Source organism: Cypionkella sp. TWP1-2-1b2, from assembly GCF_049896245.1.
Lineage (GTDB): Bacteria > Pseudomonadota > Alphaproteobacteria > Rhodobacterales > Rhodobacteraceae > Cypionkella.
On record NZ_JAFCTX010000003.1, the window covers coordinates 58,773 to 85,082 of the forward strand.

The 26,310-nt window shown below is 60.1% G+C and carries 24 protein-coding genes and 1 tRNA gene; 12 read left to right on the forward strand and 13 right to left on the reverse strand.

Annotation, left to right across the window (positions count from 1 at the left end; all coding sequences use genetic code 11):
* The first annotated feature begins 69 nt into the window (after positions 1-69).
* Complete coding sequence (locus tag ACP7AP_RS02420) at positions 70-1,347, forward strand: CAP domain-containing protein (RefSeq protein ID WP_426031865.1); 1,278 nt, start codon at positions 70-72, stop codon at positions 1,345-1,347.
* Positions 1,348-1,434: 87 nt separating this feature from the next.
* Here the strand turns inward: ACP7AP_RS02420 and ACP7AP_RS02425 are convergent, their stop codons facing one another.
* Genes ACP7AP_RS02425 through ACP7AP_RS02440 form a run of 4 tightly spaced genes read right to left on the reverse strand, consistent with a single transcriptional unit; the run spans position 1,435 to position 5,409 of the window.
* Positions 1,435-2,703 (reverse strand): transporter associated domain-containing protein, encoded by a 1,269-nt coding sequence (locus ACP7AP_RS02425; RefSeq protein ID WP_426031867.1) that lies wholly within the window; start codon positions 2,701-2,703, stop codon positions 1,435-1,437.
* Entirely contained in the window at positions 2,700-3,668 is a 969-nt protein-coding gene (locus ACP7AP_RS02430; protein ID WP_426031869.1) for a site-specific tyrosine recombinase XerD, read from the reverse strand. Before ACP7AP_RS02430 ends, ACP7AP_RS02425 begins: the two co-directional genes overlap by 4 nt.
* Positions 3,669-5,285, reverse strand: a complete 1,617-nt coding sequence (locus tag ACP7AP_RS02435; protein ID WP_426031871.1) for a hypothetical protein — start codon at positions 5,283-5,285, stop codon at positions 3,669-3,671.
* Entirely contained in the window at positions 5,275-5,409 is a 135-nt protein-coding gene (locus tag ACP7AP_RS02440) for a hypothetical protein (RefSeq protein WP_426031873.1), read from the reverse strand. Before ACP7AP_RS02440 ends, ACP7AP_RS02435 begins: the two co-directional genes overlap by 11 nt.
* Positions 5,410-5,599: 190 nt before the next feature.
* Between ACP7AP_RS02440 and ACP7AP_RS02445 the strand changes: the two genes are divergently transcribed.
* From ACP7AP_RS02445 to ACP7AP_RS02470, 6 genes are all read left to right on the forward strand, one after another.
* Positions 5,600-6,139 carry a shikimate kinase gene (locus ACP7AP_RS02445; protein ID WP_426031875.1) on the forward strand — a complete coding sequence of 180 codons (540 nt, stop codon included), beginning with the start codon at positions 5,600-5,602 and terminating at the stop codon, positions 6,137-6,139.
* Between the two features lies 1 nt (position 6,140).
* On the forward strand, positions 6,141-7,259 hold the full coding sequence (gene aroB / locus ACP7AP_RS02450) for a 3-dehydroquinate synthase (RefSeq protein WP_426031877.1): 1,119 nt from the start codon (positions 6,141-6,143) through the stop codon (positions 7,257-7,259).
* A gap of 171 nt (positions 7,260-7,430) precedes the next feature.
* A complete protein-coding gene (locus ACP7AP_RS02455; RefSeq protein ID WP_426031879.1) occupies positions 7,431-8,192 on the forward strand; it encodes an ABC transporter ATP-binding protein in 762 nt (253 codons plus the stop codon).
* 33 nt (positions 8,193-8,225) lie between these two features.
* Positions 8,226-8,990, forward strand: coding sequence for a transporter substrate-binding domain-containing protein (locus ACP7AP_RS02460; protein WP_426031881.1), 765 nt, complete (start codon positions 8,226-8,228; stop codon positions 8,988-8,990).
* A complete protein-coding gene (locus ACP7AP_RS02465; protein WP_426031883.1) occupies positions 8,990-9,727 on the forward strand; it encodes an ABC transporter permease in 738 nt (245 codons plus the stop codon). The genes ACP7AP_RS02460 and ACP7AP_RS02465 overlap by 1 nt, the downstream gene beginning before the upstream one ends.
* Positions 9,727-10,503: an ABC transporter permease gene (locus tag ACP7AP_RS02470; RefSeq protein ID WP_426031885.1), complete on the forward strand. Its 777-nt coding sequence runs from the start codon at positions 9,727-9,729 to the stop codon at positions 10,501-10,503. Before ACP7AP_RS02465 ends, ACP7AP_RS02470 begins: the two co-directional genes overlap by 1 nt.
* A 202-nt stretch (positions 10,504-10,705) precedes the next feature.
* On the opposite strand, the gene ACP7AP_RS02475 is transcribed toward ACP7AP_RS02470, so the two are convergent.
* Positions 10,706-11,320, reverse strand: coding sequence for a TetR/AcrR family transcriptional regulator (locus tag ACP7AP_RS02475; RefSeq protein WP_426031887.1), 615 nt, complete (start codon positions 11,318-11,320; stop codon positions 10,706-10,708).
* A 111-nt stretch (positions 11,321-11,431) separates the two neighbouring features.
* On the opposite strand from ACP7AP_RS02475, the gene tgt reads away from it, so the two are divergent.
* The 5 genes from tgt to ACP7AP_RS02500 all read left to right on the forward strand — a co-directional run bounded on the left by tgt (position 11,432) and on the right by ACP7AP_RS02500 (position 16,490).
* A complete protein-coding gene (gene tgt, locus ACP7AP_RS02480) occupies positions 11,432-12,559 on the forward strand; it encodes a tRNA guanosine(34) transglycosylase Tgt (protein WP_426031889.1) in 1,128 nt (375 codons plus the stop codon).
* Positions 12,560-12,569: 10 nt separating this feature from the next.
* A complete protein-coding gene (locus ACP7AP_RS02485; RefSeq protein WP_426031891.1) occupies positions 12,570-13,124 on the forward strand; it encodes a hypothetical protein in 555 nt (184 codons plus the stop codon).
* Between the two features lie 228 nt (positions 13,125-13,352).
* Positions 13,353-15,761: an endopeptidase La gene (gene lon / locus ACP7AP_RS02490; protein ID WP_426031893.1), complete on the forward strand. Its 2,409-nt coding sequence runs from the start codon at positions 13,353-13,355 to the stop codon at positions 15,759-15,761.
* 161 nt (positions 15,762-15,922) lie between these two features.
* Positions 15,923-16,402, forward strand: a complete 480-nt coding sequence (locus tag ACP7AP_RS02495) for an HU family DNA-binding protein (RefSeq protein ID WP_426031895.1) — start codon at positions 15,923-15,925, stop codon at positions 16,400-16,402.
* Between the two features lie 13 nt (positions 16,403-16,415).
* A tRNA-Val gene (locus ACP7AP_RS02500) sits at positions 16,416-16,490 on the forward strand.
* A 380-nt stretch (positions 16,491-16,870) separates the two neighbouring features.
* On the opposite strand, the gene ACP7AP_RS02505 is transcribed toward ACP7AP_RS02500, so the two are convergent.
* The 8 genes from ACP7AP_RS02505 to ACP7AP_RS02540 all read right to left on the reverse strand — a co-directional run bounded on the left by ACP7AP_RS02505 (position 16,871) and on the right by ACP7AP_RS02540 (position 26,299).
* Positions 16,871-18,640, reverse strand: coding sequence for an ABC transporter ATP-binding protein (locus tag ACP7AP_RS02505; protein WP_426031897.1), 1,770 nt, complete (start codon positions 18,638-18,640; stop codon positions 16,871-16,873).
* Positions 18,637-19,596 carry an acetamidase/formamidase family protein gene (locus tag ACP7AP_RS02510; protein ID WP_426031899.1) on the reverse strand — a complete coding sequence of 320 codons (960 nt, stop codon included), beginning with the start codon at positions 19,594-19,596 and terminating at the stop codon, positions 18,637-18,639. Before ACP7AP_RS02510 ends, ACP7AP_RS02505 begins: the two co-directional genes overlap by 4 nt.
* A gap of 1 nt (position 19,597) precedes the next feature.
* On the reverse strand, positions 19,598-21,214 hold the full coding sequence (locus ACP7AP_RS02515; RefSeq protein ID WP_426031901.1) for an ABC transporter substrate-binding protein: 1,617 nt from the start codon (positions 21,212-21,214) through the stop codon (positions 19,598-19,600).
* A 68-nt stretch (positions 21,215-21,282) separates the two neighbouring features.
* Positions 21,283-22,203: an ABC transporter permease gene (locus ACP7AP_RS02520; protein WP_426031903.1), complete on the reverse strand. Its 921-nt coding sequence runs from the start codon at positions 22,201-22,203 to the stop codon at positions 21,283-21,285.
* Complete coding sequence (locus ACP7AP_RS02525; protein WP_426031905.1) at positions 22,204-23,085, reverse strand: ABC transporter permease; 882 nt, start codon at positions 23,083-23,085, stop codon at positions 22,204-22,206.
* Positions 23,063-23,668 carry an ANTAR domain-containing response regulator gene (locus ACP7AP_RS02530; protein ID WP_426031907.1) on the reverse strand — a complete coding sequence of 202 codons (606 nt, stop codon included), beginning with the start codon at positions 23,666-23,668 and terminating at the stop codon, positions 23,063-23,065. The genes ACP7AP_RS02525 and ACP7AP_RS02530 overlap by 23 nt, the downstream gene beginning before the upstream one ends.
* Positions 23,665-24,747, reverse strand: coding sequence for a transporter substrate-binding protein (locus ACP7AP_RS02535; RefSeq protein WP_426031909.1), 1,083 nt, complete (start codon positions 24,745-24,747; stop codon positions 23,665-23,667). The genes ACP7AP_RS02530 and ACP7AP_RS02535 overlap by 4 nt, the downstream gene beginning before the upstream one ends.
* 394 nt (positions 24,748-25,141) lie before the next feature.
* On the reverse strand, positions 25,142-26,299 hold the full coding sequence (locus ACP7AP_RS02540; RefSeq protein WP_426031911.1) for an aminotransferase class I/II-fold pyridoxal phosphate-dependent enzyme: 1,158 nt from the start codon (positions 26,297-26,299) through the stop codon (positions 25,142-25,144).
* Positions 26,300-26,310: the final 11 nt, after the last annotated feature.

Genomic DNA, 26,310 nt, shown 5'->3' on the forward strand with positions numbered 1-26,310 from the left:
AATCGCGTCGCGGCTTCGCCTTATTCGTCCGGCAGGTTGTATCGGTCTGCTTTGAATGGGGAGGCCGCGATGGCTTTGACGGCTGCTGAGCAATATTTGCTGGAACTGATCAACCGGGCGCGACTTGATCCGGCAGCTGAGGCTGCGCGCTATGGCATTGATCTGAACGCGGGCATTGGCGCAGGAACCATCTCTACCGCCTCTAAGCAGGTGCTTGCCCCCAACGCCTTGCTGGAAAATGCAGCGATTGGCCATTCGCAATGGATGCTGGCGGCGGATGTGTTCTCGCATACCGGCAGAGGTGGCTCGCAACCTTGGGATCGCGCGGCGCAGGCGGGTTATGGCTGGTCGGGTATCGGCGAGAACATCTCGTGGCGCGGTTCTACCGGAACGGTGGATCTGAACGCCGCAATCGCAGCGCACCATCAGGGGTTGTTCCTCAGCACGACGGGCCACCGCCAGAACATGCTGAATGGCAGCTACCAAGAGATTGGCATCGCGCAAGAATACGGTAGTTTCGCCCAAAGCGGGACGAGTTACAACGCTTCGATGCTGACCGAATTGTTTGGCAGGCCCGCGCCGACCTCGGTGGTTGTCACCGGCGTGTTCTACAATGATACTGACAGAAACGGCTTCTATTCCATTGGCGAGGGCGCGGCTGGCGCCAGACTTACCATCGAAGGCAATTCTACTGTCAGTGCGGCTGCAGGCGGCTATGCGCTGGCGGTTCAACAGGGTGCTGGCTTTATGGTCTCGGGCCAAGTTGGCACGCTAAGCTATCAATTCGCGATGGCACAGGCCACTGGCAACGTCAAAGTCGATATCGTGAACCAGAACCTGCTGCTCACCTCGAACACTGTCGCGCTGAAGCTGGGGTTGAGCAACGTGACCCTGCTGGGCAACTCTGATGTGAACGCGACCGGCAACGAAGCCAGCAATACCATAAGTGGTAATAGCGGCGCGAATTGGCTGAATGGTGCGCAGGGCAATGATACGATGTTTGGCAATGCCGGCAACGATACGATCTGGGGCGGTGTCGGCGACGACCGGATTGCAGGTGGCAGCGGAAACGATAGGCTGGGCGGCAATGCGGGCGTCGATGTGTTTGTGTTTAACAATGAGTTTGGTCGCGACGTGGTGGCAGATTTTTCTGTTGCCGCGAGAGAGAAGCTTGTCTTGGATGATCTAATCTGGGGCAGCACTGCGTTAAGCGCGCAGCAGGTCGTTTCGCAGTTTGCGCATGTGGTGGCGGGTACGGTGGTGTTTGAATTCAGCGCGAATGAAGTCATCACGCTTTCGGGTGTCACCTCGACGGTCGGCCTCGCTGATGCGTTGATGATCGTCTGACGCGGTTTGCAGATTTCCTCAGCAAGCTGATCTCGCTGCGCGAAGCTTTTGGCGTGCGCTGCGGAACCACACAAACAAAAAATCGCTTCACCTCAGCTTTGTCATCGGCCGCAGTTTCAGCTTGGCAATACGGTTTTCGTGGCGCTGTGCCACTTCGATGCGGAAACCGTGGAAGTGGAATACCTGGCCCTCAGACGGGATCATCTGGGCTTCGTGGATCACCAGCCCAGCGAGGGTATTGGCCTCGGCATCGGGGAGTTGCCAGTCGGTCGCGCGGTTCAGATCGCGGATCGTCATGGCACCGTCGATCAGATAATCGCCATTGCCATCGCGCTTTAGCCCGGTATCGCGCGCAACAACATCGAATTCATCGGTGATATCGCCGACGATTTCTTCAAGGATATCTTCCAGCGTGATCAACCCCTGCAACGCGCCGTATTCGTCAACCACCAAAGCGAAATGCGTGCGTCGTTTGAGAAACTCGCGCATTTGTTCGTCTAAGTTGGTGGTGTTGGGGATGAAATAGGGCTTCTTGGCGACCTTCAAAATATCAAGGCTTTCAAGCCCTTCGGGGGCATCGCCGCGCAGCAGGCGGTCAAGTTCGCGCAAGAGGTCCTTGGTGTGAACAAGGCCAAGGATGTTTTCGGTGTCATCGCGGTAGACTGGCAGGCGCGAATGCGGAGAGGCAAGCATTTGGCTGATAATCTCGCCGGGCGGATCATCGGCATTGATCATCTCGATCTGCCGGCGGTGGCGCATGATTTCTTCGACTGACCGATCCGACAGGTCTAACGCCCCCAGCAGACGGTCGCGGTCTTCCTTTTGCATCGCACCGCCGGAATGACCCAACGCAATCGCACCTGCGATGTCATCGCGCAGGGCATCATGCTGTTCGGCCAGATCGAAGGTCAGCCCAAAGCCGCGCAGGGCGGCTTGCTTCAGCATTTGCATCAGGGCGGCGAGCGGGGCAAATACCCATGCAGCGATCAGACCGAACATGCCGAGACGGGCAAGCGTGGACTCGGCTGTTGCAGTGCCGATGGCGGAGGGGATGATGCGGCCCAACAAGGCCAGCGCAATACCTGCGGCGAAGGTCAGCCAAGCGAAATCGAAGCCTGCCCAGTCGCGGGCTTGCCACAGCAGGCCGGAAAGTGCTGCAAGTGCGGTCAGGCTATGGGCAAGCCGCAGCGCCATCAGGCCCATCTCGCCACGCCCGATCAGCTTGGCCGCGGCTGCGGAATGGCCCGAGGCGCGGCCATGCGGCAGGTTCTGCACAGCGGCAATCACAGCTGTGAGCAGGGCTGCGATGCAAAGCATGGCAAGGATCAGCGCGTATATCCAGAGGTGTTGCATCATGTCTTGGTCTTGTCCGAAGTCGCCAATGGGTGATGCGTCAGCACCAGACGGCGCAGGTCTTCATCCAGGACATGGGTGTAAATTTCGGTGGTCGCGACATCGGCATGACCGAGCAGGGCTTGGATCACCATCAGATCGGCACCGCCCGCCAAAAGATGCGTCGCAAAGGCGTGGCGCAGGGTGTGCGGCGTCACGGTGCTGGGATCAACGCCGCCCTGCACGGCGATATCCTTGATCAGCAGATAGAAATGCTGCCGGGTCAGGTGACCATCGACGCCGGAGCCGGGAAACAGGTATTTTGAGGCAGGCTTGCCCAGCTTGCGCCCGGCATCTTCCTGCGCATCACGCTCGGCCAGCCAGTGCTGCACCGCCACGCGGGCGGGGGGCGACAGCGGCACCATGCGTTCCTTGTCGCCCTTGCCCTTCACCAGAATCATCTTTGGATTGCCGCGCACCGCCGCGACAGGCAGGCCGACCAGTTCTGACACGCGCATGCCCGTTGCATAAAGCAGTTCCACCAAAGCACAGTTGCGCAAGCGTTCCGGTTCAGACCGACCCTTGCGGCGGGCGGCATCCAGCAGACGCTCCACCTCGGGCAACGACAGCGTTCCCGGCAGGCGCTGGCTGGCACCGGGGCCTTTGATGCGCAGGGCAGGGTTGTCGTCGCGCCAGCCTTCCTCATGTGCAAAGCGGTAAAGCTGGCGGATTGCGGATAACCTGCGCGCGCGGGTGGCTTTCGACAGACCTTGGGCGTCACAAAACACCAGATAAGCCTCAACCTGATCGCGCCCCGCTGCGGCAAAGCTGCTGGCATGGCGGATAAGCCAATCGGCGAAATCCTTCAGATCACGACCATATGCCAACTGGGTGTTTTTCGCAGCGCCAAGATCGGCGGCTTGGGCGGCAAGAAAGCTGGAAATCCAACTGTCAGGATGGGTGGGGGCGGTGCTGGCAGGAGCGGGCATTTATCCGCGCCGTTCCAACAGCATCAACTGCAAGGCGGTGCGCCGCGCGATATCTTCCAGCCCAAGTTTTCTTAGCACCGACAGGCCCTCGGTGACCTTGACCAACTCACCGCGCAGACCGGATTCGATGCGGATCATGGCTTGCAACATGGCCTCGCCAACGCGTTTTTGCGCGATCAACTCGGCAATATCTGCGGGCAGTTGCGGATCGGAGAATGCGGGGGCAATGGCGCGGGCCATGCTGTCAGGGGCGATCAGGCCCTTGACCGATCCTGCCGCGAGCCCTGCCAGAAATACGCTGCGCGCGTCGGCCCCGGAATCGGGAGATTTGGCGAGGCGTTCATATTCCGGCGACAGAAGGCCCAATTCATAGCTGGTCCGCGCGGCATCGCCCGTCAAATGCAGCGTTGCCAGTGGCCCCGCGAACAAAGTGGCGAAGGGCACTTCCACCTCGACATCGCGCATCCGGGCATAGGCCAGCGGCAGGCGTTGCTCGACCGCTGCGGCGTCGCGTTTGGTCAACGCCGCATCAAAGCGCTGGAACGCATCGGCACGGTCCCAGACCCCACCCGAGGCCGCAGGCGCGCGGTCGGTATAGAGGCCCAGCAGGACGTTCGGCGTGATCGCACCTGCCCGCGACAGCCGCTCGGCGGCCTCGATCTGCGATTTCCATCCGGCATGGTCGGACAGATCCGCATGGGCAAAGGCCGGGGGCAGGGTGGCGGTGGGCAGAGGTTCGCCCAACGCATCATAGATGCGCCAGACCAGCGGCGTGATCGGCTTGGGGGCGGGCGGCATCGGCTCGCCGTCAAACTGTTCAGGATCAAGAAAGCGCGACAGCAGGGCGTCATCCTCGGCGCTGATATTGCCCAAAGCTTGTGCGGTGCGCAGGGTCAAAGCGGCGGCGTTCCAGTCGCCAGCACGGGCGAGGCAGAACACGCGGGTGGTCAGCGTTGGGGCCAGTCCGGGGGCGGATTTCAACACCTCACAGGCATTGTCTTCTTCACCGGTCAGCAGGGCCACGTCAAAACTGCGGCGAAACAATTCGGGCGAACTGGTTGCCCCCGCCGCCGTGATCAGCGCCTGCGCCTGATCCAAAGCCCCCATCGTCAACAGCTTGTCGATCCGCGCGATCAGCAAATCGCCCGAACCTGCCGAATCCGCAGGCGCCTCTGCCTCGGCCAGCAAAAGCGTCATCAGCAAGGATTGCAGCGCTGGCACATCACCCTGGCCAGCCTCAGTTATATCAGCGGCAATTTCGGCGCTGTGGCCGATGCCCCACAGATCATGTGGAAATCCGGTCACTTGCGGCGGCAGCAAGCCGACCGCGTCGAGCGAAGTGCCGCCCAACACCGTAGTCGCCACCTGGTCGGGCAACGCATCGGTGGTGACTTTCGGCTCATTCGCGACGGGGGGCAGATTGGCCTGCGTGCCATTTTTCACCGCAGCGCTGGCAGGTTCAGCCGGGGCCTGTGGGGCGACACTGCCTTTCGGCATTGGGGTTTTGACCGATTGCGACAGCCAGTCGATGGCGGATAACGGCTTTTTCTCGGCACCAGCGGCTGTTGGCAGCGCAAGTGCCAAAGCCACGCAGAGGCCGAGGTGGTTAATCAACATTCAGGGTCACCGGCAGCTTTATCTCTGATGCGGTCGGAGAAAGATCCGCGAGATAAGCGTAACCCGTAAGCCCAATGAAGCCAAGCACCGCCAAAACCACCAAAACCTTGATCAGACGCCCCATGCCCGCTTCGCCTTTACTGCTGCGCCGGGTTTACCCCGCGCGATTGTTGTTGTTCTACGCTGCAATGCAGCACAATGCATATTGTATATGGCATTTGCGCCGAGTTCACGCCATTCAGGGAACAAAGATTTGACTTGGGCGGCGATGCGCCATTTGCGCGCCGGAAATCAAGCCAGACAGGGATAAAACAGTGCCGCTGAAGAAAACCGTGGTGATGGTCGGGATGATGGGGGCGGGCAAAACCGCCGTCGGCACCGCATTGGCGCGCCTGCTGGGCGTGCCCTTCGTTGATTCGGACGAGGAGATTGTACGCGCCGCGGATCGCTCGATTGCCGAGATATTCGCGCGTGACGGCGAGGCGTTTTTCCGTGCCCGCGAAACTGAAGTGATCGCGCGCCTGTTGCGCGGCGCGCCCTGCATCCTGTCGACGGGCGGGGGGGCTTATCTGACAGAGGCAAACCGCGCGCTGATCCATGAGGCGGGTGTTTCGGTCTGGTTGCGCGCCGATCTGGAACTGCTCTGGCAGCGTGTGCGCCACAAAACCACGCGGCCGTTGCTGCGCACCTCAAATCCGCGCGAAACCCTGCGCGGGCTTTACGACGCCCGGCTTCCCTTCTACCAGATGGCCGATCTGGTGGTCGATTCCTCTGCGGAGCTGTCGGTCGAGGATATGGCGCAGCGGGTGGTCGAAGCGTTGAGTACCCGCGCGGACGTGCTGGAAAGGACCTGAGATGAGCCTGAATGTGGTCAATGTCGATCTTGGACCCCGCAGTTACGATGTGCGTATCGGTCAGGGCCTGATCGCGCAGGCAGGCCGTCAGATCGCGCCCTTGCTGCATCGCCGCAAGGTCGCAGTGATCACCGATGACACCGTTGCGGCCCGCCATCTGATGGATTTGGCGAAGGCGTTTGAAACCGAAGGCATCGCGATGACCGCGCTGACCATCCCGCCGGGCGAGGGTTCGAAGGGCTGGGAGCAATTCGCCCGCTGCGTCGAATGGCTGCTGGAACAGAAGATTGAACGCCGCGATGTGGTGGTAGCGTTTGGCGGCGGCGTGGTGGGTGATCTGGTTGGCTTTGCTTCGGCTGTGCTGCGGCGCGGGGTGCGGTTCGTGCAGATGCCGACCACGCTTCTGGCGCAGGTTGACAGCTCGGTCGGCGGCAAGACCGGGATCAACACGCCGCAGGGCAAGAATTTGGTCGGGGCGTTCCACCAGCCCAGCCTTGTGCTGGCAGATATTGATGTGTTGGGCACTTTAGCCCCGCGCGATTTTCTGGCGGGCTATGGCGAGGTGGTGAAATACGGTCTGCTCGGCGACGCGCGGTTTTATGATTGGCTGGAAACCAACGCCCCGGCGATGGCGCAGGGCGATGTCGGCTTGCGGCAATATGCGGTGACACGCTCGGTTGAGATGAAGGCGGGCATTGTCAGCCGTGATGAGACCGAAGAAGGCGAGCGTGCCTTGCTCAATCTTGGCCACACCTTCTGCCATGCGCTTGAAAAAGCGACCGGATTTTCAGATCGGCTGTTGCATGGCGAGGGCGTTGCTATCGGTTGTGCGCTGGCGTTTGAACTGAGCCAACGTCTTGGCCTGTGCGCGCAGGAAGCCCCGAGTCGGGTGCGCGCGCATCTGAAAGCCATGGGGATGAAAACCGATCTATCCGACATCCAAGGCGATCTGCCGGGGGCCGAGGCGCTGCTGGCGCTGATGGGACAGGACAAAAAGGTGATCGACGGCAAACTGCGCTTCATCCTTGCGCGGGGCATTGGCGAGGCGTTTGTGGCCGAAGATGTGCCGCATGACGTGGTGCGGGGCGTGCTGTCAGATGCGCTGGCGGCGCGGCACTAAGGCGCAAATGACGCTAAATTAATCCGCGTTCGCCCAGTTTTTCCGCGCTAACGGACGGATTTCTTGGCTACCGGAACGCAATAGCTGAATAATTCGCTTGCACAATTCCGGGTCGGCGCATTTGATGGCTGAAATCATAACGGCAGGAAACACATGCCGATTCAGGGAACTATGGCTGAAAAGCCCATCGCAATCCGTGTGGCTGGTCTGCACAAATCATTTGGCACCCATGAGGTGTTGAAAGGCGTATCGCTGACCGCCTGCGAAGGCGACGTGGTGGCGATCATCGGCGGCTCGGGTTCGGGCAAATCGACGATGCTGCGCTGTATCAACTTTCTGGAAACCCCCTCGGGCGGCAGCATCGAGATCGGCGGCGAAGCGGTTGCGATGCGCGCAGATGGCACAGCCTCGGACCGCCACCAGTTAGAGCGGTTGCGGCAAAGCCTTGGCATGGTGTTTCAGAACTTTAACCTCTGGACCCACAAAACCGTGCTGGAAAACCTGATCGAAGTGCCGGTGCATGTGCTGAAACTGCCGCGAGCCGAGGCCGAGGCGCGGGCGCGCAAACTGCTGGCACGGGTTGGCTTGGCGGAAAAAGAAGGCGCCTATCCGGCCTATATGTCGGGCGGTCAGCAACAACGCGCCGCGATTGCGCGGGCGCTGTGCATGGAGCCGCGTGCGATGCTGTTTGACGAGCCAACCTCTGCGCTCGACCCCGAACTGGTCGGCGAGGTGTTGCAAGTGATCAAGGGGCTGGCCGACGAGGGCCGCACCATGGTGCTTGTCACGCATGAGATGAAATTCGCGCGCGAGGTCGCAAGCCATGTGATCTACCTGCACAACGGTGTGATCGAAGAACAGGGCCCACCCGCCGAAGTGTTTGGTGCGCCGAAATCTGAAAGACTGAAACAATTCCTGAAAACCGTGGGTTAACCCGGCTAGTTAAACCAACTTGTGAGGATTAATATGAAGAAACTCGCCCTTGTTGCCGCAGCATCGCTGCTGTTTGGCACGGCTGCGCTGGCCGCGCCGCTGAAAATCGGCGTCGCAGCCGAGCCTTATCCGCCGTTCACTTCGCCCGATGCCAGCGGCAACTGGGTCGGCTGGGAAATTGATTTTCTGGGTGCCGTCTGTAAAAAAGCAGCACTTGAGTGTGTGATCACACCGACGGCTTGGGATGGCATTATCCCGGCACTGACCGCTGGGCAGATTGACGTGATCATGTCCTCGATGTCGATCAATGAAGAACGCGAAAAGAGCATTGATTTCACGGATAAATATTACAACACTCCGACCGCTGTGATGGCGGCCAAAGGCTCGGGTATCCTGCCCACGGCTGAGGGTCTGAACGGAAAAATCATCGGCGTGCAGGTCTCGACGATCCAAGAGGCTTACGTTCAGGCGCATTTCCCGGATTCAGAATTGAAAAGCTACCAGACCTCGGACGAATCCTATCAGGATTTGGCGGCGGGCCGGATTGATGCGGTTGTCGCCGATTCCATCGTGGTCGCTGATTTCCTGAAAACCGAGCCGGGTGCCTGTTGTGATAACGTCGGCAACGTGGCCGATGATCCGGTCATTCTGGGGCGCGGCGTCGGCTTTGGTCTGCGCAAGGGCGATCCGCTGAAAGAGACGTTGAACAAGGCGATAGCGGATGTGCGTGCTGACGGCGAATACGACGCGATCAGCAAGAAATACTTCAGCATCGACATCTACGGCCCCGCAAACTGATGACCTGCCCCCCGCCCGCAGAGCTTTCGAGCCTTACCCTGCTTGGCTTTGGCGAATGCGGTTGGGGGGCAACCCTGCTTTGGGGTTTTGGCAATTCGTTGATGATAGCACTTGGCGCCTATGCGATTGGCTTTTGCATCGGAGTGTCTGGGGCGTTTGGCAAACTTTACGGCGGGCCGGTGGCGAAAGACCTGCTCGCCGTTTACACGACGATTGTGCGGGCGGTGCCGGAACTGGTGCTGATCCTGATCCTGTATTACGCCGTGCCTGCGCTATTGAACCAAGTGATGCTGGGTTTGGGCTATGAACGCATCAATCTGCCGCAATTCATCACTGGCGTGGTGGTGCTGGCGGTGGTGCAGGGCGCCTATCAGATCGAGGTTTTGCGCGGCTCTATCCTTGCGGTGCCACAGGGTCAGATTGAGGCCGCGCGGGCGATGGGGATGTCGCCAGTGATGCTGGCCCGGCGGATTACCTTGCCGCTGATGACATCGAATGCGATCCCCGGTTTGGGAAATTTATGGCTGAATGCCACCAAGGACACGGCTTTGCTGGCGGTGATCGGTTTTACCGAACTGACCAAGGCGACGTTCCAGGCTTCGGCCACCACAAAGGCGTTTTTCACGTTTTATGGCGCGGCAATGGCGCTTTACATGGCGATTTCGTTGATTTCGATCCTGCTGTTCGGGCGGCTTGAGAAAATCTCGCGCCGTGGCCAACGCGACGCGAGGGGCTGATGCGCGATTTTCTCAACCTGCGCCGGGTGATTATGATCGCGGTTGCGGCGGCGCTGGTGACGTGGTGCGCCTATTCCTTGCGATGGGATTGGCTGGCGAACCCGAAATATCAGTCGATGATGCTGCGGGGGTTGTGGCAGACGATCTGGATGCTTGTGGTGACGATGGTGATCGGTTTCGCACTGGCGATCCCGATTGGGTTCGTGCAGGCGGCGGGGCCGCGTTGGCTGGCGTGGCCAGCGCGGGTGTTCTGTTCAGTGATCCGTGGCACGCCGTTGTTGATGCAGATATGGCTGCTGTATTATGGAATCGGGTCGTTGTTTCCGTCGATACCGTGGATCAGGGATTCTGCGTTCTGGCCGATCTTGCGGCAGGCCTGGCCCTATGCGGTGGTGGCATTGTCACTTTCAGTGGCGGGCTATGAGGGCGAGGTGTTGCGGGGTGCGTTCAAATCTGTGCCGCATGGCCAGTTGGAAGCGGCGCGGGCGATGGGGATGCCGCGGTTTACGATCTTCCGGCGGATTTGGTTGCCGCAGGCGATCCAGCGGGTGTTGCCGACGATTGGCGGCGAGACGGTGTTGCAGTTGAAATCGACTCCGTTGATATCGACCATCACGATCATGGATATTTATGATGTGGCGGGACGGGTCAGGCGCGACACGCTGGTGGTCTATGAGCCGCTGTTGTTGCTGGCGGTGACTTATATGGCGATCACGGCGCTGATTGTTTTGCTGTTCAAATGGTTTGAAAGCCGGTTTCCCAGCAAGGTGGCGTGAGCGGGTTTTGGGTTTTCCCCGCTGGGAATGAATTGTGTTAGCTGGTGGATTTGCCACAATATGTTGTGGTGCATGGGGCAGATGTTGAAGCCTCCGGCGGGAGTATTTAAGCCAGTCTGAAAGCAAATTTTAGGTAAATTTTAGAGGATTATGGCAGGGAGCGGATGAATTTCGGTTTTTTTGAAATTCTTTTTGTGCCGGGTTAGGTGCCGCCAAGCCTGAGCCGCGCGAACAGAACGCAGCCGTCCAACCCGTTTTTCACTGCCAATTCATCGCCCCGGCGCAGCCAATCCAGCCAGAGGCCGTCTAGCGTGGCCATGATCAGATCGGCGACGGCGGGGATACGCTCAAAGGCGTAGCCAGCGGCCATGCGGTCGAGCAGGCGTTCCAGCGCGTCGCGGTGGCTGTCGTAAAGCGCGCGCTCGATGGAGGCGATCTGGACTTGCGTCAGGGCGGCGGACCACAGGTCAATTTTCAGGCGCAGATGGGCGGGGGTCATCAGGTCAGTGGTGAAGCCTGCGCGCAAAAAGCGGTCGAGACGCTCGGATGGGGTGCCGCCGGGTTGGATCAGCGCACGGCGGCCTGCCTCTTGCACCTGATCGGCGGCAAGGCGGAAGGCGGCGCAGAGCACTTCGGCCATGTCTTTGTAGTGATAGGTCAGATGGCCGAGCGACAAGCCGGCCTCGGCCGCTACCTTGCGCGCGGTCAGGCCGGCATGACCGTGGGTTTGCAAGGCGCGTAGGGCGGCCTCGGCGATATGCTTGCGGCGGGTTTCGGCGGTGAGGCGGGTTTGCGGCTTGGGAAGCGTGTCGGACATGTGTTCTTTCCACGGGTCGGCAAAGTACGGGCAGGATTAGGCTTGGGCGCGCATCCCCCTTCACTTTCTGCCCGTATTCCCGCAGAAGGGCAACGCTTACAGGGGTCCAGCATGACAAAATTCGGCTTTGATTTACAGGCAACTGATGGTGCTGCGCGCACAGGCGTGATCCGCACGCCACGCGGTGATATTCGCACGCCTGCTTTCATGCCGGTGGGCACCGCCGCCACGGTGAAGGCGATGCTGCCCGAATCTGTGCGCGCCACCGGGGCCGATATTCTGCTGGGCAACACCTATCATCTTATGTTGCGGCCCACGGCGGAGCGGATCGCCGCTTTGGGTGGTTTGCACAAGTTTATGAACTGGCAGCGGCCGATCCTGACGGATTCGGGCGGGTTTCAGGTGATGAGCCTAGCCGCTTTGCGGAAGTTGACCGAGGAAGGCGTGCGGTTTTCCAGCCATATTGATGGATCGAAACACATGCTGTCGCCCGAGCGGAGTATGGAGATTCAAAAACTTTTGGGCTCGGACATCGTGATGTGTTTCGATGAATGTCCGGCGCTGCCTGCGACAAATGCTGAGGTGGCAAAGTCGATGGCGCTGTCGATGCGGTGGGCGCAGCGGAGCCGTGATGCCTTTGGCGACCGGCCCGGACATGCGTTGTTTGGCATCATGCAGGGCGGGGTGACGAAGGCTTTGCGCGAAGAAAGTGCCCGCGCGCTGACGGCGATTGGTTTTGATGGCTATGCGGTGGGCGGTTTGGCGGTGGGCGAAGGCCAAGAGGCGATGTTCGGCGTGTTGGACTATGCGCCGGGGATGCTGCCCGCCGACAAGCCGCGCTATCTGATGGGGGTCGGCAAGCCCGATGACATTGTGGGCGCGGTCGAGCGCGGCATTGATATGATGGATTGCGTGTTGCCGAGCCGCTCGGGGCGGACCGGGCAGGCTTGGACGCAGCGCGGTCAGGTCAATATCAAGAACGCGCGGCATATGGATGATCCGCGGCCGCTGGATGAGACTTGTGCTTGCCCGTGCTGTGCGCATTATTCCCGCGCCTATCTGCATCATGTGTTCAAATCGGGCGAGATCATCGCGAGCATGCTGCTGACTTGGCACAATCTGCATTATTATCAGCTGTTGATGCAGGGCTTGCGCGATGCGATTGCCGGGCAAAGGTTGGCAGGCTTTGTCGCGCAGTTTCATGCCCAGCGGGCGCAGGGCGATATTGAGCCGATCTGAAGGGGGCATGATGCGGGGTTTGTGGATCGCGGTTTGGGCGGGCTTGGCGGGGATGGCTGCGGCTGATCCCTATTGCAAGCCGAGTGCGACAGAGTTGGCAGCTTTGCCGGGGCTGCTGGCGGGTGATTGGCAGGGCGAGATCGTGCAGGGTGTGGCGGTGCAGGGCGGCCGACCGAGCCTTTTGCCGAGCGGTGGTGTGCCGTTGCCTGCGACTTTGACGGTGGCGGGGCAGTCGATCCGCTTTGCCGATGCCGCCACGCCCGCGCCTGTGTTTTTGACTACGGCTTCGGGTGCTGTGGACTTCGCATTGCCGGGGGAATCGCCGCTGGGGGTCGAGGAATTGCTTGGCCCGTTGTTGCAGGAAGCTGGCTGTGCCGCAGGCGATCTGCCGCAGTTTGAGGGCGCTGCCGCGATGGCTGCGGGCATGGCGGTGCGGTTTCGCGCTTATCTGCTGGCGGCGGATCAAATGCTGATGGTGATGCAGGTCGGGCAGTTTGGCCCGATGGCCAAGCCCAGCGGCACAGGCGTGCGGGTGGTGCTGCGTTATGGCAGGCAGGCTGAGTAGAAAGACTGCGATGCGGTTAAAATCGCAGCGCTAATCTTAGCCAATCTGCTCTTGCCCCTGCCAGATCACGGGCGCATGATCAGACAAGATGTGGTGGTTGACAGGCAGGCTTGGCGCACCCAAATACCTAAGACGGAAATAAAGACGACACCAAAACTCCGAAGGGGAAAGCCCATCGTGCTGCCGATCACCGGGGCCACGGCTTTCCTGCCAGATAAGGAACACGATATGACTGATACTCTTGCCACGAGCTACCCGGTTCTGCCGCTGCGTGACATCGTGGTTTTCCCGCATATGATCGTGCCGCTGTTTGTGGGGCGCGAAAAATCGGTGCGGGCGCTGGAAGAAGTGATGGCGGATGACAAGCAGATTTTGCTGTCGTCGCAGATTGACCCTTCCGTTGATGACCCGGCGACCGATGGCATTTACCAGATTGGCGTGTTGGCCAATGTGCTGCAACTTTTGAAGCTGCCCGATGGCACCGTGAAGGTGCTGGTTGAGGGTAAGGCGCGGGTGAAGATCACCGAATTTGTCGAAAACCCCAGCTTCTTTGAAGCTAAGGCTGTGCGTTTGGCGGAACTGCCGGGCGATAAGGAAGCTGCCGAAGCGATGGTTCGGATGGTGGCTGAGGAGTTTGAGCGCTACGCCAAGATCAAGAAGAATATCCCGGAGGAGGCTTTGTCGGCCGTATCGGAAACCCGTGAACCTGCGCGGTTGGCGGATTTGGTTGCTGGGCATCTGGGCGTTGATGTTGGTCTGAAACAGGATTTGCTGGAGACGCTCGATGTGGCCGAGCGGCTGGAGAAGGTCTACGGCCAGATGCAGGGCGAAATGTCGGTCTTGCAGGTTGAGAAAAAGATCAAGACCCGTGTGAAGTCTCAGATGGAGCGCACCCAGCGCGAATATTATCTGAATGAGCAGATGAAGGCCATTCAGAAGGAACTCGGCGATGGCGAAGATGGCCAGAACGAAATGGCCGAACTTGAGGCGCGGATCAAGGCCACCAAATTCTCGAAAGAGGCCCGTGACAAGGCCGAGGGTGAGCTGAAAAAGCTGAAAAACATGTCGCCGATGTCTGCGGAAGCGACCGTGGTGCGCAACTATCTTGATTGGTTGCTGGCCGTGCCGTGGGGGGTGTCTTCCCGCGTGAAGAAAGATCTGGCTGCGGCGCAAAAGGTGCTGGATGCGGATCACTACGGGCTGGAAAAGGTCAAGGAACGTATCGTTGAATATCTGGCGGTGCAGGCGCGCTCGACCAAACTGAAAGGCCCGATCCTGTGCCTTGTTGGCCCACCGGGTGTGGGTAAAACCTCGCTGGGGCGGTCGGTGGCGAAGGCGACCGGGCGTGAGTTCATTCGGATTTCTCTGGGCGGCGTGCGCGACGAGTCGGAAATTCGTGGCCACCGGCGGACTTATATCGGCTCGATGCCCGGTAAGATCATTCAGGCGCTGAAGAAGGCGAAAACCACCAACCCGTTGATTCTCTTGGATGAGATCGACAAGATGGGGCAGGATTTCCGGGGTGATCCGGCGTCGGCTATGTTGGAGGTTCTGGACCCGGAACAAAACTCAACCTTCGTCGATCACTATATGGAGGTGGAATACGACCTGTCGAACGTGATGTTCATCACCACGGCGAACTCTTACAACATGCCGGGGCCGCTGCTGGACCGGATGGAGATCATTCCGCTGTCGGGTTACACCGAGGACGAAAAGCGCGAGATCGCCAAGGGCCATTTGGTCGCCAAGCAAATCGCTGGGCACGCCTTGAAGAAGGGCGAATTCAGCATCACCGATGGCGCTCTGACCGAGATCATCCGCACCTATACCCGGGAAGCCGGGGTGCGGAATCTGGAACGCGAAATTGCCAAACTGGCGCGCAAAGCTGTGACCGAGATCGTCAAGAAAACCGCGAAAGTGGTTGAGGTGACGGAGGATAAGCTGGAAGGCTACCTCGGCGTGAAGCGCTATCACTATGGTCTGGCCGAGCAAACCGATCAGGTCGGCGTGGTCACAGGGCTGGCCTGGACATCGGTGGGCGGCGATCTGTTGCAGATCGAGGCGTTGCGATTGCCGGGTAAGGGCCGGATGAAGACCACCGGTAAGTTGGGCGATGTGATGAAGGAATCCATCGAAGCGGCGGCGTCGTTCGTGCGATCAATCAGCCCGGAACTTGGGGTGAAGCCGCCGAAGTTTGAGACGATGGACATTCACGTCCACGTTCCAGAAGGGGCGACGCCGAAAGACGGGCCCTCGGCGGGTCTGGCGATGGTGACATCCATCGTGTCGGTGATCACCGGAATTCCGGTGCGCAAGGATATTGCGATGACCGGCGAGGTTACGCTGCGCGGCAATGCCTTGCCGATTGGGGGGCTGAAAGAAAAACTGCTGGCGGCGTTGCGCGGCGGCATCAAGACGGTGTTCATTCCGGCTGAGAATGAAAAAGACCTGATCGAGATCCCGGATAACGTGAAGCAAGGCTTGCAGATCATCCCGGTCAGCAATGTGCGCGAAGTGCTGAAACAGGCTTTGGTGCGTCAACCAGAGCCGGTGGAATGGGACGAAGCCGCCGAAGAAGCCGCAGCTGCTGCACGGGCGTTGTCGGCGGGCAATCCTCCGGCATCTTTGGCCCACTAAGCGCGTTCAAAAGTTAAGCAAAGGCGCGGGGGAAACCCTGCGTCTTTGTGCATTTATGCCCCGCAGGCGGTGGTTTTGCGAAGATTTGGCAGGTATTGGTTTCGCGTTAAGAAATTGTCTTCTATGATCGTTTCAAAATAAGAACCAATGGGAGAGCATAGATGCCCACGAAACCCGCGGCTGCAAAAACCAACAAAGCTGCGCCACAAACCACAGCCAAAGCGGCAGTCGCAAAGCCTGCAGCCGCCAGAAAGGCCCCGGAAAAATCGAAGATCGCCGCAGCAGCGGCCAAGCCCCAAATTAAAGAGCAAAGCATGAACGAGGTTACCGAAATCAACGAATCCGGCGCAAAAGTTGTGGCGCTGATGAAGGTGAAACACCTGATCGACCGGGTCGCTGCGGCCTCGGATCAGAACAAGAAGGACGTGCGCGCCGTTGTCGAGGCGACTTTGGCTGAACTTGGCAAGGCTTTGGAAGCGGGCGAAACCCTGATCCTGCCGCCGCTGGGTCGGGTGCGGATTGCCAACCAGAAGTCGGACACCACTGGGCAGATCATGACGCTGAAACTGCGCCGTGGTGGCGAAAAGAAGCCCGGTAAAAATGCCGCAGAGGCCCTTGCAGAGGCCAGCGAAGCCAGCTAAATACCCAGCCTATGGGAGATTAGCTCAGTGGTAGAGCGCGTCGTTCACATCGACGATGTCAGGGGTTCAAATCCCTTATCTCCCACCATCATAACATAGTGATCTTAAAGAAACCCCTTGAAAAACAAGGGGTTTCTTACGTTTTTGTTTTACAAATCACAGTGCAAAAGAGACGGTGACACAGGGGCAGGCGGCAGCACAGTGGCGGGCAAGGTCAGACAAATGCTGAAGCGCGGCGGTCGCTGCTTTGCGGCTTGCGATTCCAAAGGACTTAGGCGCGCATCATGGATGGCAAGTGCCCGTTGGGTTGCCCGCAAGACTGAGGAGCGAGTCATCGGGCGCATCCGCGGATTTGCTGCCCATGCAGAGCTAAGCGGCGCAGAGGCTTTCGACACTACCTCTGCGTGCGTATGGCGAGGGGCGTTCAGAAGCAGGTGATGCCCTTAAGCCCATTCATTCGCCCAAGTGTCATGCCTCTTGCGCAACGAGGTGGCCGTCGCCGATATCGCGCATGACCAAGCGCGCCGGGCCTTGCCCCAAGACGTGCACCGGACTTGGCACCTCACCCGCCAAACGCGGCAGAGCGGTGCGGATATGGCTGGGGTCGGGCACGGGCACGGCGTCGATCAGACGGCGGGTGTAGGGATGTTGCGGGTTGCCGAACACCTGCGCGCGGGTGCCGGTTTCCACGATTTGGCCCAGATACATCACAGCCACGCGATCTGAGATATTCTCGACTACCGCCATATCGTGGCTGATGAACAGGAAAGCGATGCCAAATTCGCGTTGCAGGGCTTGCAGCAGATCCAGCACACGGGCCTGCACCGACACATCCAAGGCGGATACAGATTCGTCGGCGATGATCAGATCGGGTTGCAGCGCCAAAGCGCGGGCGATGCAGATGCGCTGGCGCTGGCCGCCGGAAAATTCATGGGGATAGCGGTCGAGTTGATCTGTCGTCAGCCCCACCCGCTGCATCAGTTCGGACGCGCGGGCGCGTTGTTCAGCAGGGGTGCCAATGCCGTGGATCAGCAACGGCTCGGCGATCAGCGCGCCGACGGTCATGCGTGGATCAAGCGCTGCCATCGGGTCCTGGAACACGATCTGCACGCGGCGGCGCAGGGCTTTCTGGCCCGACGCATCAAGATCGGCAAAACTTTGGCCTGCGATTTCGATGCGGCCCTGGTGTGGGGCAATGCCGACAATCGCCTTGGCAATCGTCGATTTGCCGCAGCCGGATTCGCCGACAAGGGCGAAGGTTTCGCCGCGCCGGATGTCAAAGCTGACATGCTCCACCGCATGAACCTGGGCTATGGTGCGGCCCAGAATACCGCCTTTCAGCGGAAAGCGCACCACCACATCGTTTAGGCTGGCGACGGTATCTGTCGTAGTTTCAGGGCGCGGTTTTCCCTTGCCCATCCGCGGCACAGCGGCGAGCAGGTCTTGCGTGTAGGGCATCTGCGGGCTTGCGAAGATTTGCCGGGTGCTGGCTTCCTCCACCGCCTTTCCGGCTTTCATAACGATCACGCGGTCGGCCATTTCGGCGACCACGCCCATATCATGGGTGATCAGGATGATCGCGGTGCCAAATTCGCGTTGCAGATCGCGCAAAAGGTCCAGAACCTCGCGCTGCACGGTGACATCCAGTGCTGTGGTCGGCTCGTCCGCGATCAGCACTTCGGGGCGCAGGGCAAGCGCCATGGCGATCATCACGCGCTGGCGCATCCCGCCGGATAGCTCATGCGGATATTGTTTCAGGCGCTGTTCGGGCTGCGACAGCCGTACGGCTTGCAGCGCGGCCAATGCCTGCTTGCGCGCCTCGGCGCGGGAGGCATCGGTATGGGCGCGGATCGCCTCGGTCAGTTGCGCGCCGATGGTCAGCACCGGGTTCAGCGAGGTCATCGGTTCTTGAAAAATCATCGCAATCCGCGCGCCGCGCAGGGATCGCATCTGCGCTTCGGGCAGTTTGGTCAGTTCGGTATCGCCCAAGCGAACGCTGCCCGCCGTGATGCGCACCGCAGGCGGCGGCAGCAGGCCCATGATCGCCAGCGAGGTGATCGACTTGCCCGATCCACTTTCACCCGCAATCGCCAGGGTCTCACCCCGGCGCAAGGTGAAGGACAGGTTTTCCACCAGCGGGCGGTCGCCAGCTGGGGTGCGGACAGATACCGTAAGGCCTTGAACGGAAAGCACTTCCGGGGCCAGCACGGCCCCGGTATCAGTCTGCGCTGCGTTCATTCAAACACACAGCGCGGGAAGTAAAAGCTGACCACCCAGTTCGGCATATCGACAATCTCGGAAATCCGCAGATCGCCGCAGGTCGATACCAGCATATAGGCATCCACCGCCGCCATGCCGCGCTGCGCACACAGCAGGTCGATCATCCCCGCCACCGCATCGCGCGAGGCGGCCATCAGATCAGGTCCGATGCCTGTGGTGACTTCATAGCCTTTGGCATCCAAATGGCGCGTCACCGGGCCGGGGGTGGTAAAACGCGGGTTTTTCAGGTTGGCACCTTTGACCAGATCGAGCGTCAGCACCACATCCATCGGGCTTTCAATCGCCGTGCCGCAGACCTCGCCATCACCCTGCGCTGCATGGGTGTCGCCGACGCTGAACAACGCGCCCGCGACTTCCACGGGCAGATACAGCACAACACCCGCGTTCAGATCGCGGATATCAAGATTGCCGCCAACCCGACGCGGGGGGACGACCGAGTGCAGACCGGGTTCGGCCAACGCATTGCCGATGGTGCCCGCGAAGGGTTTCAGCGGCACGCGGGCTTCACGGCCAAACAGGGCAGGACCCATCTGGCTTGGATCATAGCTCCAGCTATGCAGGGCAGGGTCGAGGAATTGATCGGCGAGCAGGCCAAAGCCGGGGATATTCGCTGTCCAGCCAAAGCCGCGCCCGTCAAAGCTGCGCGGTGCAAAACTGTCGATTGTCACCTTGATCGCATCGCCGGGCATCGCCCCTTCGACATAGATCGGGCCTGACACCGGGTTGATCTTGCCGAAATCGAGTGCTGTCACATCCGCCAGTTTCGACTGCGGGCCAAGCTGGCCCGCAGAGGAATCCTGACAGTGAAACAAGATCGTGGCGCCCGGTTCCACCCGTGCGGCTGGGGGATTTGAATTGTCCCAGCCGAAATGATGTTGCGCGCCGTGGATCGTGTAGTTGCAGGCTTTGCACATGTTATTTCACATACACATAGTCAAAGTTGACGGTGGCAATCGGATCGACAAACAGCGCATCCGCGCCGCCCATACGGTCTGATTTCATGGTGAACCGCTGGTCGTTATAAACCGGCGCCCACGGCGCATCTTCCATCACCTTCATGTAGATATCAGACCATGCCTTCAGACGATCTGCGGTTTTGGCAGGGTCGGACATGCTGTCGGCAGCGACGGCGGCTTTGTCGAGTTCGGGGTTGCAATACTTCGACCAGTTCCAACCGCCTGCCTCGGCTCCGGCGCAGCCCAAGATCGGGCCGTAGAAGTTCGACGGATCGGGGAAGTCGGCAACCCAAGCCATGCCACCCGACCAGATCATCGGCGCTGTGCCCGCACCGCCCGCTTCAATCACATTGGCCTGCGCCAGCGACTGGATGTTGGCTTTGATGCCAATCGCCGCCAGATCTTGCTGGATGGCTTGCGCAATCCGCGGGTTCGGATCGGTGTTCATCGCGTAAAGATCAGTTTCGAACCCATCCGGGTAGCCAGCATCGGCCAGCAGCTTTTTCGCGCCTTCAACGTCAAACGGATAGCCTTTGTAGTCTTTGGTATAGCCCGGCATTGCAGGCGGCAGCGGCTGCATCGCAGGCACGGCGCGGTTGTTGACCACCTGCACGATGCGGGTTTTGTTGATCGCCATGTTCACCGCACGGCGCACTTCGACCTTGTCAAACGGAGCGGCTGTGACATTCATCGTTATGTAGCCTGTGTGCAGCACATCGCCGGTGACGACGCGGGCCTTTTGCGCCGGATCGGCCATCACTTCGGCGAATTTCGCAGGCGCGATGCCATCGCCGGGAATGTCGATCTCGCCATTCTGCAAGCGCAGCAGGGCGACGATAGGCTCTTGGCCAAATTCATAGGTGATCTGGTCCAGATAGGGCTCGCCTTTGCGCCAGTAGTCGGTGTTGCGCTCGAAAATCAGGCTTTGACCCAGTGTCCATTCCTTCATCTTGAACGCACCGGTGCCGACCGGCATCTTACCGAAATCGCCATTCGCAGCCTCGACCGCCTCTTTCGGCACCACGGACGAGAAGTTGATCGCCATGACATGCAGGAAGGTGGCGTCGGGGCGCGACAGTTCGATCTTCACCGTCAGCGGGTCAACGACAGTGACGCCTTCAAGGCTGGTGGCGGTGCCGCCGACCATCGCGTCATAGCCCTTGATCGAGCCGAAAAAGCCTGATCCCGGCGATTGCGTGGCGGGTAAAGTTACGCGGTCCAGCGAGTATTTCACGTCGTCCGCCGTCATCTCGCGGCCATTGTGGAACTTGACACCCGCGCGCAGATGGAAGGTGTAGGTCAGCCCATCCTCGGAAATCTCATACTTTTCCGCCAATCCGGGGCGCAGATCGGTGGTGCCGGGGACATAATCCATCAGCCCATCGAACAAGGACCGGATCATTGACCAGTTTTGCCAATCATAGCCAATCGCCGGGTCCAGCGTGGCCACGTCGTCTTTGTAGGTCATCACGATCAAGCCGCCCTGTTTGGCAGCCGGATCGGGAACATAGTCTTGCGCCAGCGTCGGGCCACAGAGGGCCAGCATCAAAGCGGTGGAGGCGAGTAGTTTTTTCATTTTTGTCTCCTGTTGGTCGTGTTGGTGTTTTGCGGCGTCACAGTTGAAAAATCATTTCAGTTTAATGTTTATTTTAGTTTGATTCTAGGGTCGATGAACGGGGCGATCAGGTCTGCCAGCAGGTTGCCCAGTACGATGGCGACGGCAGATACCAGCGTGACGCCCATGATGATCGGAATGTCTATGCGCTGGATCGCTTGCCATGCCAGCTGACCGATACCGGGCCAGCCGAACACCGATTCCACCACCACGATGCCGCCCATGAACACACCGATATCAATGCCGATCATCGCGATAATCGGCAGGATGGCGTTGGGCAAAGCATGGCCTAAAACCACCCGCACGCGGCTTAGCCCCTTTGATCGCGCGGTGCGGATATAATCGGTGCGCATCACGTCGATCATCGACGATCGCATCATCCGGCTATACCAGCCCGAGCCAAGGATGCCCAAGGTCACCGCAGGCAGCACCAGATGCCGGAAGGTGCCGTAGCCGCCAATCGGAAACCAGCCGAGTTTCACCGCGAACACATACAGCATCAGCAGGCTAACGACGAATTGCGGGGCGGAAACGGTGACGAAAGAGGTCATCATCAGCGCCTGATCGGTAAAGCTGTCGCGGCGCAGGGCCGCGATAATTCCCATCGCAAGCCCGATCAAAAGCTCGCAGAAGATCGCGGCGACCATCAGCAGCAATGTGGCGGGCAGACGCGAGGCGATCAGCACCGATACTTCGGATTTTTGCAGATAGCTGCGGCCCAGATCGCCCTGCACCAGCCCGCCAAGATAATGGCTGAACTGGATGAGGAAGGGCTGATCAAGGCCCAATTCGTGCCGGATGCTTTCCACTTGTGCGGCAGAGGCCGAGCGCCCGGCGATCTGGCGCACCGGATCGGCGGGCAGCACGAACAGCAGGAAAAACGTGATAAAGCTGACGCCCAGCAGGATCAGGGCCGATTGCAGCAGGCGGCGCAGGATATACGTCGGCATTTATTCGCGCCCCCGCTGCGTTGGGTCCAGAACATCGCGCAACGCATCGCCGACCAGATTGAACGCCAGCGCCAGCAGGATGATCGCGGCCCCGGGGATGAAAACCAGCCACGGCGCGGATTGAAAGTAGGTCTGGTTTTCAAAGATGATGTTGCCCCAGGACGCCGTTGGCGGCTGCACGCCCACGCCCAGGAAAGACAGCGTCGCCTCCAGCAGCACCGTGGTCGAGATCCCCAAAGTGCCCCAGACGATGATCGTGGGCACCAGATGCGGCAGGATGTGTTTGAACAAAATCCGCCCGGTGCCTGCACCCAGCGTCCGCTCGGCGGCAATAAAGTCGCGGGTGGCAAGCGACGTCGTCTCGGTATAGATCACCCGCGCGGTCTGCACCCAGTTCACTAGCGCGATGACCAGCGCCACGATCCACAGCGACGGCTGAAAGATCGCCGCCAGACAAATCGCCAGCAGCAGCGCCGGGAAGGCCATCATCAGATCGGTAAACCGCATCAGAACCGAGCCCACCCAACCGCGAAAATATCCCGCCGTGATGCCCACCAAAGTGCCAATCAGCAATGCCAAGCCATTCGCCACCACCCCGATCACCAGCGAGGTGCGTGCGCCGTAAAGGATACGGCTGAACAGATCGCGCCCCAGCAAATCGGTGCCCATCACATAAACCCCACCCGGTGCCATCGGCGCACCTTCAATCGTCAGCCCGTCAAAATTCTGCTGATCAGGCGCAAACGGGGCGATCCACGGCGCGAACACCGCGCCCGCCACCACAATGGCGATCAGCACCATGCCAAATACCGCCAGCTTGCGGTCCATCAGTCGCCGCACAGCGCCTTTCGGTGCGAAATTAACCCCGGTTGCGCTGGTCATCGCTGCCCTCCGCTGCATAACGCGCCACCACCCGCAGGGCCGCATCTTCAAAACTGATCTGCCACGCCATCGCCATTTGGCGTAGTTGTCCATAAGCCTCGGCCTCGGATTTGCCGCGTTGCATCAACAGCATAACGGCGCGGACCACGGTTTGCCGCTCATCCAGCCTGCGCCGCAGATCGGCAATTTCGGCGGCCTGTGCCCGCTGGCGGTCAAACGCATCGCGCGCGATCAGCACGGCGGAATAGACACCGCTGCCGGTGATCGGTTTCAAAAGCTGCGCATGCGCGCCGATCTGCAACGACCATTCAATCCGCCCCGGAGCTTCGGACCCGATCATTGCAATCATCGGCATAGGGGCTTCGCCCGCAGGCCAAGGAAACTGGCCGTCATAGCCCATATCGGCGTCAAAAAAGATGAAATCGGCGGCCAAAGCCTGCGGGCCGAGTTCCGGCCAAGCCTCGTCTACCACCAGCCCAATCGCGCGCAGCTGCCGAGTCAGCGCCAGCACGTTCAGGTGCGGGCGGTGCAAAATCACAGCCCGTGCCCCGCCGAGTTGCTGAATACGCACTTGCCGCTTCATGACACCACCCGCAGGGGCAGCGCGGCTGTGGTCAGGTTGCGCGACAGGAACGGATCGCCAAGCACCTCTCCGCGATGCTGGATCACTTTGAACGCGCCGTCGCGCACCTGTGCGATGATCACGGGGAGGCGGGTATGATGGGTGCCGGGATCAATCGGGCCGCCCGCGCCCGCCAACAGGTGCGCCAAAGGCCAATCTTCTGATCCAGCCCCGTGATACGCCAGCAGTCGCGCCAATTCGGTAACGGCGGCATAACTTGCAGCCTCATGCGATGATCCGAATTCGGCAGCCCCCGGCCAGCCCGAACTTCCGCGAAAATACGGACCCGCCGCGATCAAGCCTTCCGCAGCCTCAGCCAAAGGCGGCAATTCACATTCCGTAAGGTTGCACGACAGCATCGGACAACGCTCGGGTGTAAAGCGCGGATCGGTCAAGCCGAGTGCGTGATAGGCGCGCAAGAACGCGTAAGACGACGCGCCGACCAGTGAATTCAGCACGAAATCCGGGCAGGTGGCGCGGATTTCATCAATCATCCGCTCGACATCCTGCGCGCCGATCGGCAGATAACGCTCGCCCAACACCGCGCCACCCGCTTGCACAATGGTCATGCGGGCCAGCCGGTTGATCTCCCAACCCCAGATGTAATTCGAGCCCGTCAGATAGACCCTGCGGCCATGTGCAGGCAGCGCCCAATCGAGCAGCGGCAACAGGTGCTGATTGGGGCAGGCATGGGTGTAGACCACGTGATCCGATGCCTCAAACCCCTCATAGGGCAGCGGATACCACAAAGTTCCACCCAGCTTTTCGAGGCTTGGGATCACCTCTTTGCGGCTGAGCGAGGTGACACAACCCACGACGTGCCGCGCTGGGCTGTCGCGCAGGATTTCCTCGCACAGCGGGCCATAGGCATCGGCATTGCCGCCCGGATCGCGCTGAACGGGTATAAAATGCACCGGCATCGCCGCATCGGCATTGACCGCCGCAATCGCAGCCTGTGCTCCGATCAGGCTGGCCTGCGACAACAACGCATAGCTGCCCGAGCCCGAATGAAGCAAACCAAGCGCAATACGACGTTTCACCAGAGCAGCCCCAAATAAAAACGCCCCGCGCTGAACCCCAAAAAGGTTCAAACCGCGAGGCGCAAATGCCTTCCGGCCCATGACCGGTATTTAACTCAAGATGACTCAATGCCAACCTTAGGTCAACGCGCATTTGCAACGGTGTCACTACAGTGGCGGGCAACAATTTGCGCCCTGCAAAGTTTTGCGGACGTAAAAGCAGAGCAGACCGCGCGCGGCTTAAGTCGCAAGGCGTTTTGGACGGGTCCCTGTTGTCGTTGTAGCCCACGATTCGGCGAGAGAGCCGAGTCGCAGGTACAGTTTGCCGAAAGCGTGATAGTGGCGTCGGTTGCTTGTGGCGGATATCGTCGGGACTGGGCATGACGATTGCCTGCACCGTAACTTTCCCTTGAGTTCAGACAACGTATTCGGACGTTGGCGAGCGAACACCTTGCCAGTCATGCAGCGCTTGGGAAAGCCGACCCAGCCCATCTTGAAGTCGCACGGCAGCGCCGCCGCCCACGCCCAGCCGAATGTGGGTTGGCAGATCATAGGCGCTGCCGGGCAACAGAAAGGTGCGATAGGGCGGCGCAAGCAGAAAGCGCGCGAAAGCGTCGCTGTCAAAGCCCTCGGGCAGGCGCGCAAGCCCGATCAGACCGGCTTTTGGCGGCACCCAAGACAAATGATCCTGTGCCGCGACCCATGCCTTCATCTGTACCAGATTGGCCGCCCCTTCACCACGGGCACGCTGAAGCGCGGTTGCATAGCGCGCTGGCCGCAAAGCCACCTCGGCAATCAGTTCTCCCATGATGTTCATGATTTCGCTGGAGTTTTCACGCAGGATCAGTGCATCCCGCATATGTTCGGCGTCGGGGCAAATCATCCAGCCGGTGCGCAGCCCCTGCAAGCCAAGCGCCTTGCTGACCGATCCCGTTGTGATGCCGCGCGCATATAATCCTGCGACCGCTGGCGCGCGCGGGCCGTCCCATTCCAGCCCCGCATAAACCTCGTCCACCAACAACCACGCACCGACCCGGTCCGCGATGGCGACCACTTCGGCCAGATCGGCAGCGCTCATCAGATCGCCGGTCGGGTTGTTTGGGTTGGTCAGAAAGATCATCCGGGTGCCGGGGGTCACGGCTGCTGCCAAAAGGTCCAGCGGCAAGCGCCAACGCTCGGCCTCTGACCGCGCAACCTTGACGATTTCCGCACCTTTGGCTTTGGCGAGCACTTCGGCTTGCGGCCAGCCGGGGGACTCAATCACGATGCGCTCACCGGGTTGCAGACGCTGCATGATCGACAGGAAATTCGCCTCGGCAGCGCCTGCGGTGATCAGCACATCTGCGGGCGTGCATATGCCCGTCAGCCCGGCTTGCGCCAGAACATGATCGCGCAGTTCTGGCAGGCCGCGAAAGTCGCGGCTGTTCCAGTCCAGCGACTGGTTCGGATCGAGATCGGACAGATATTCTCCGAAGCGCGGCGAGCCGGACAGCGAAAAGCCGACAATCGCCTCGGGGGCGGCTTCGGTGGTTTCGAGAAGGTATTGGAACAACGTGTGGATCTTGACTTTCAACCGGGCGCTCC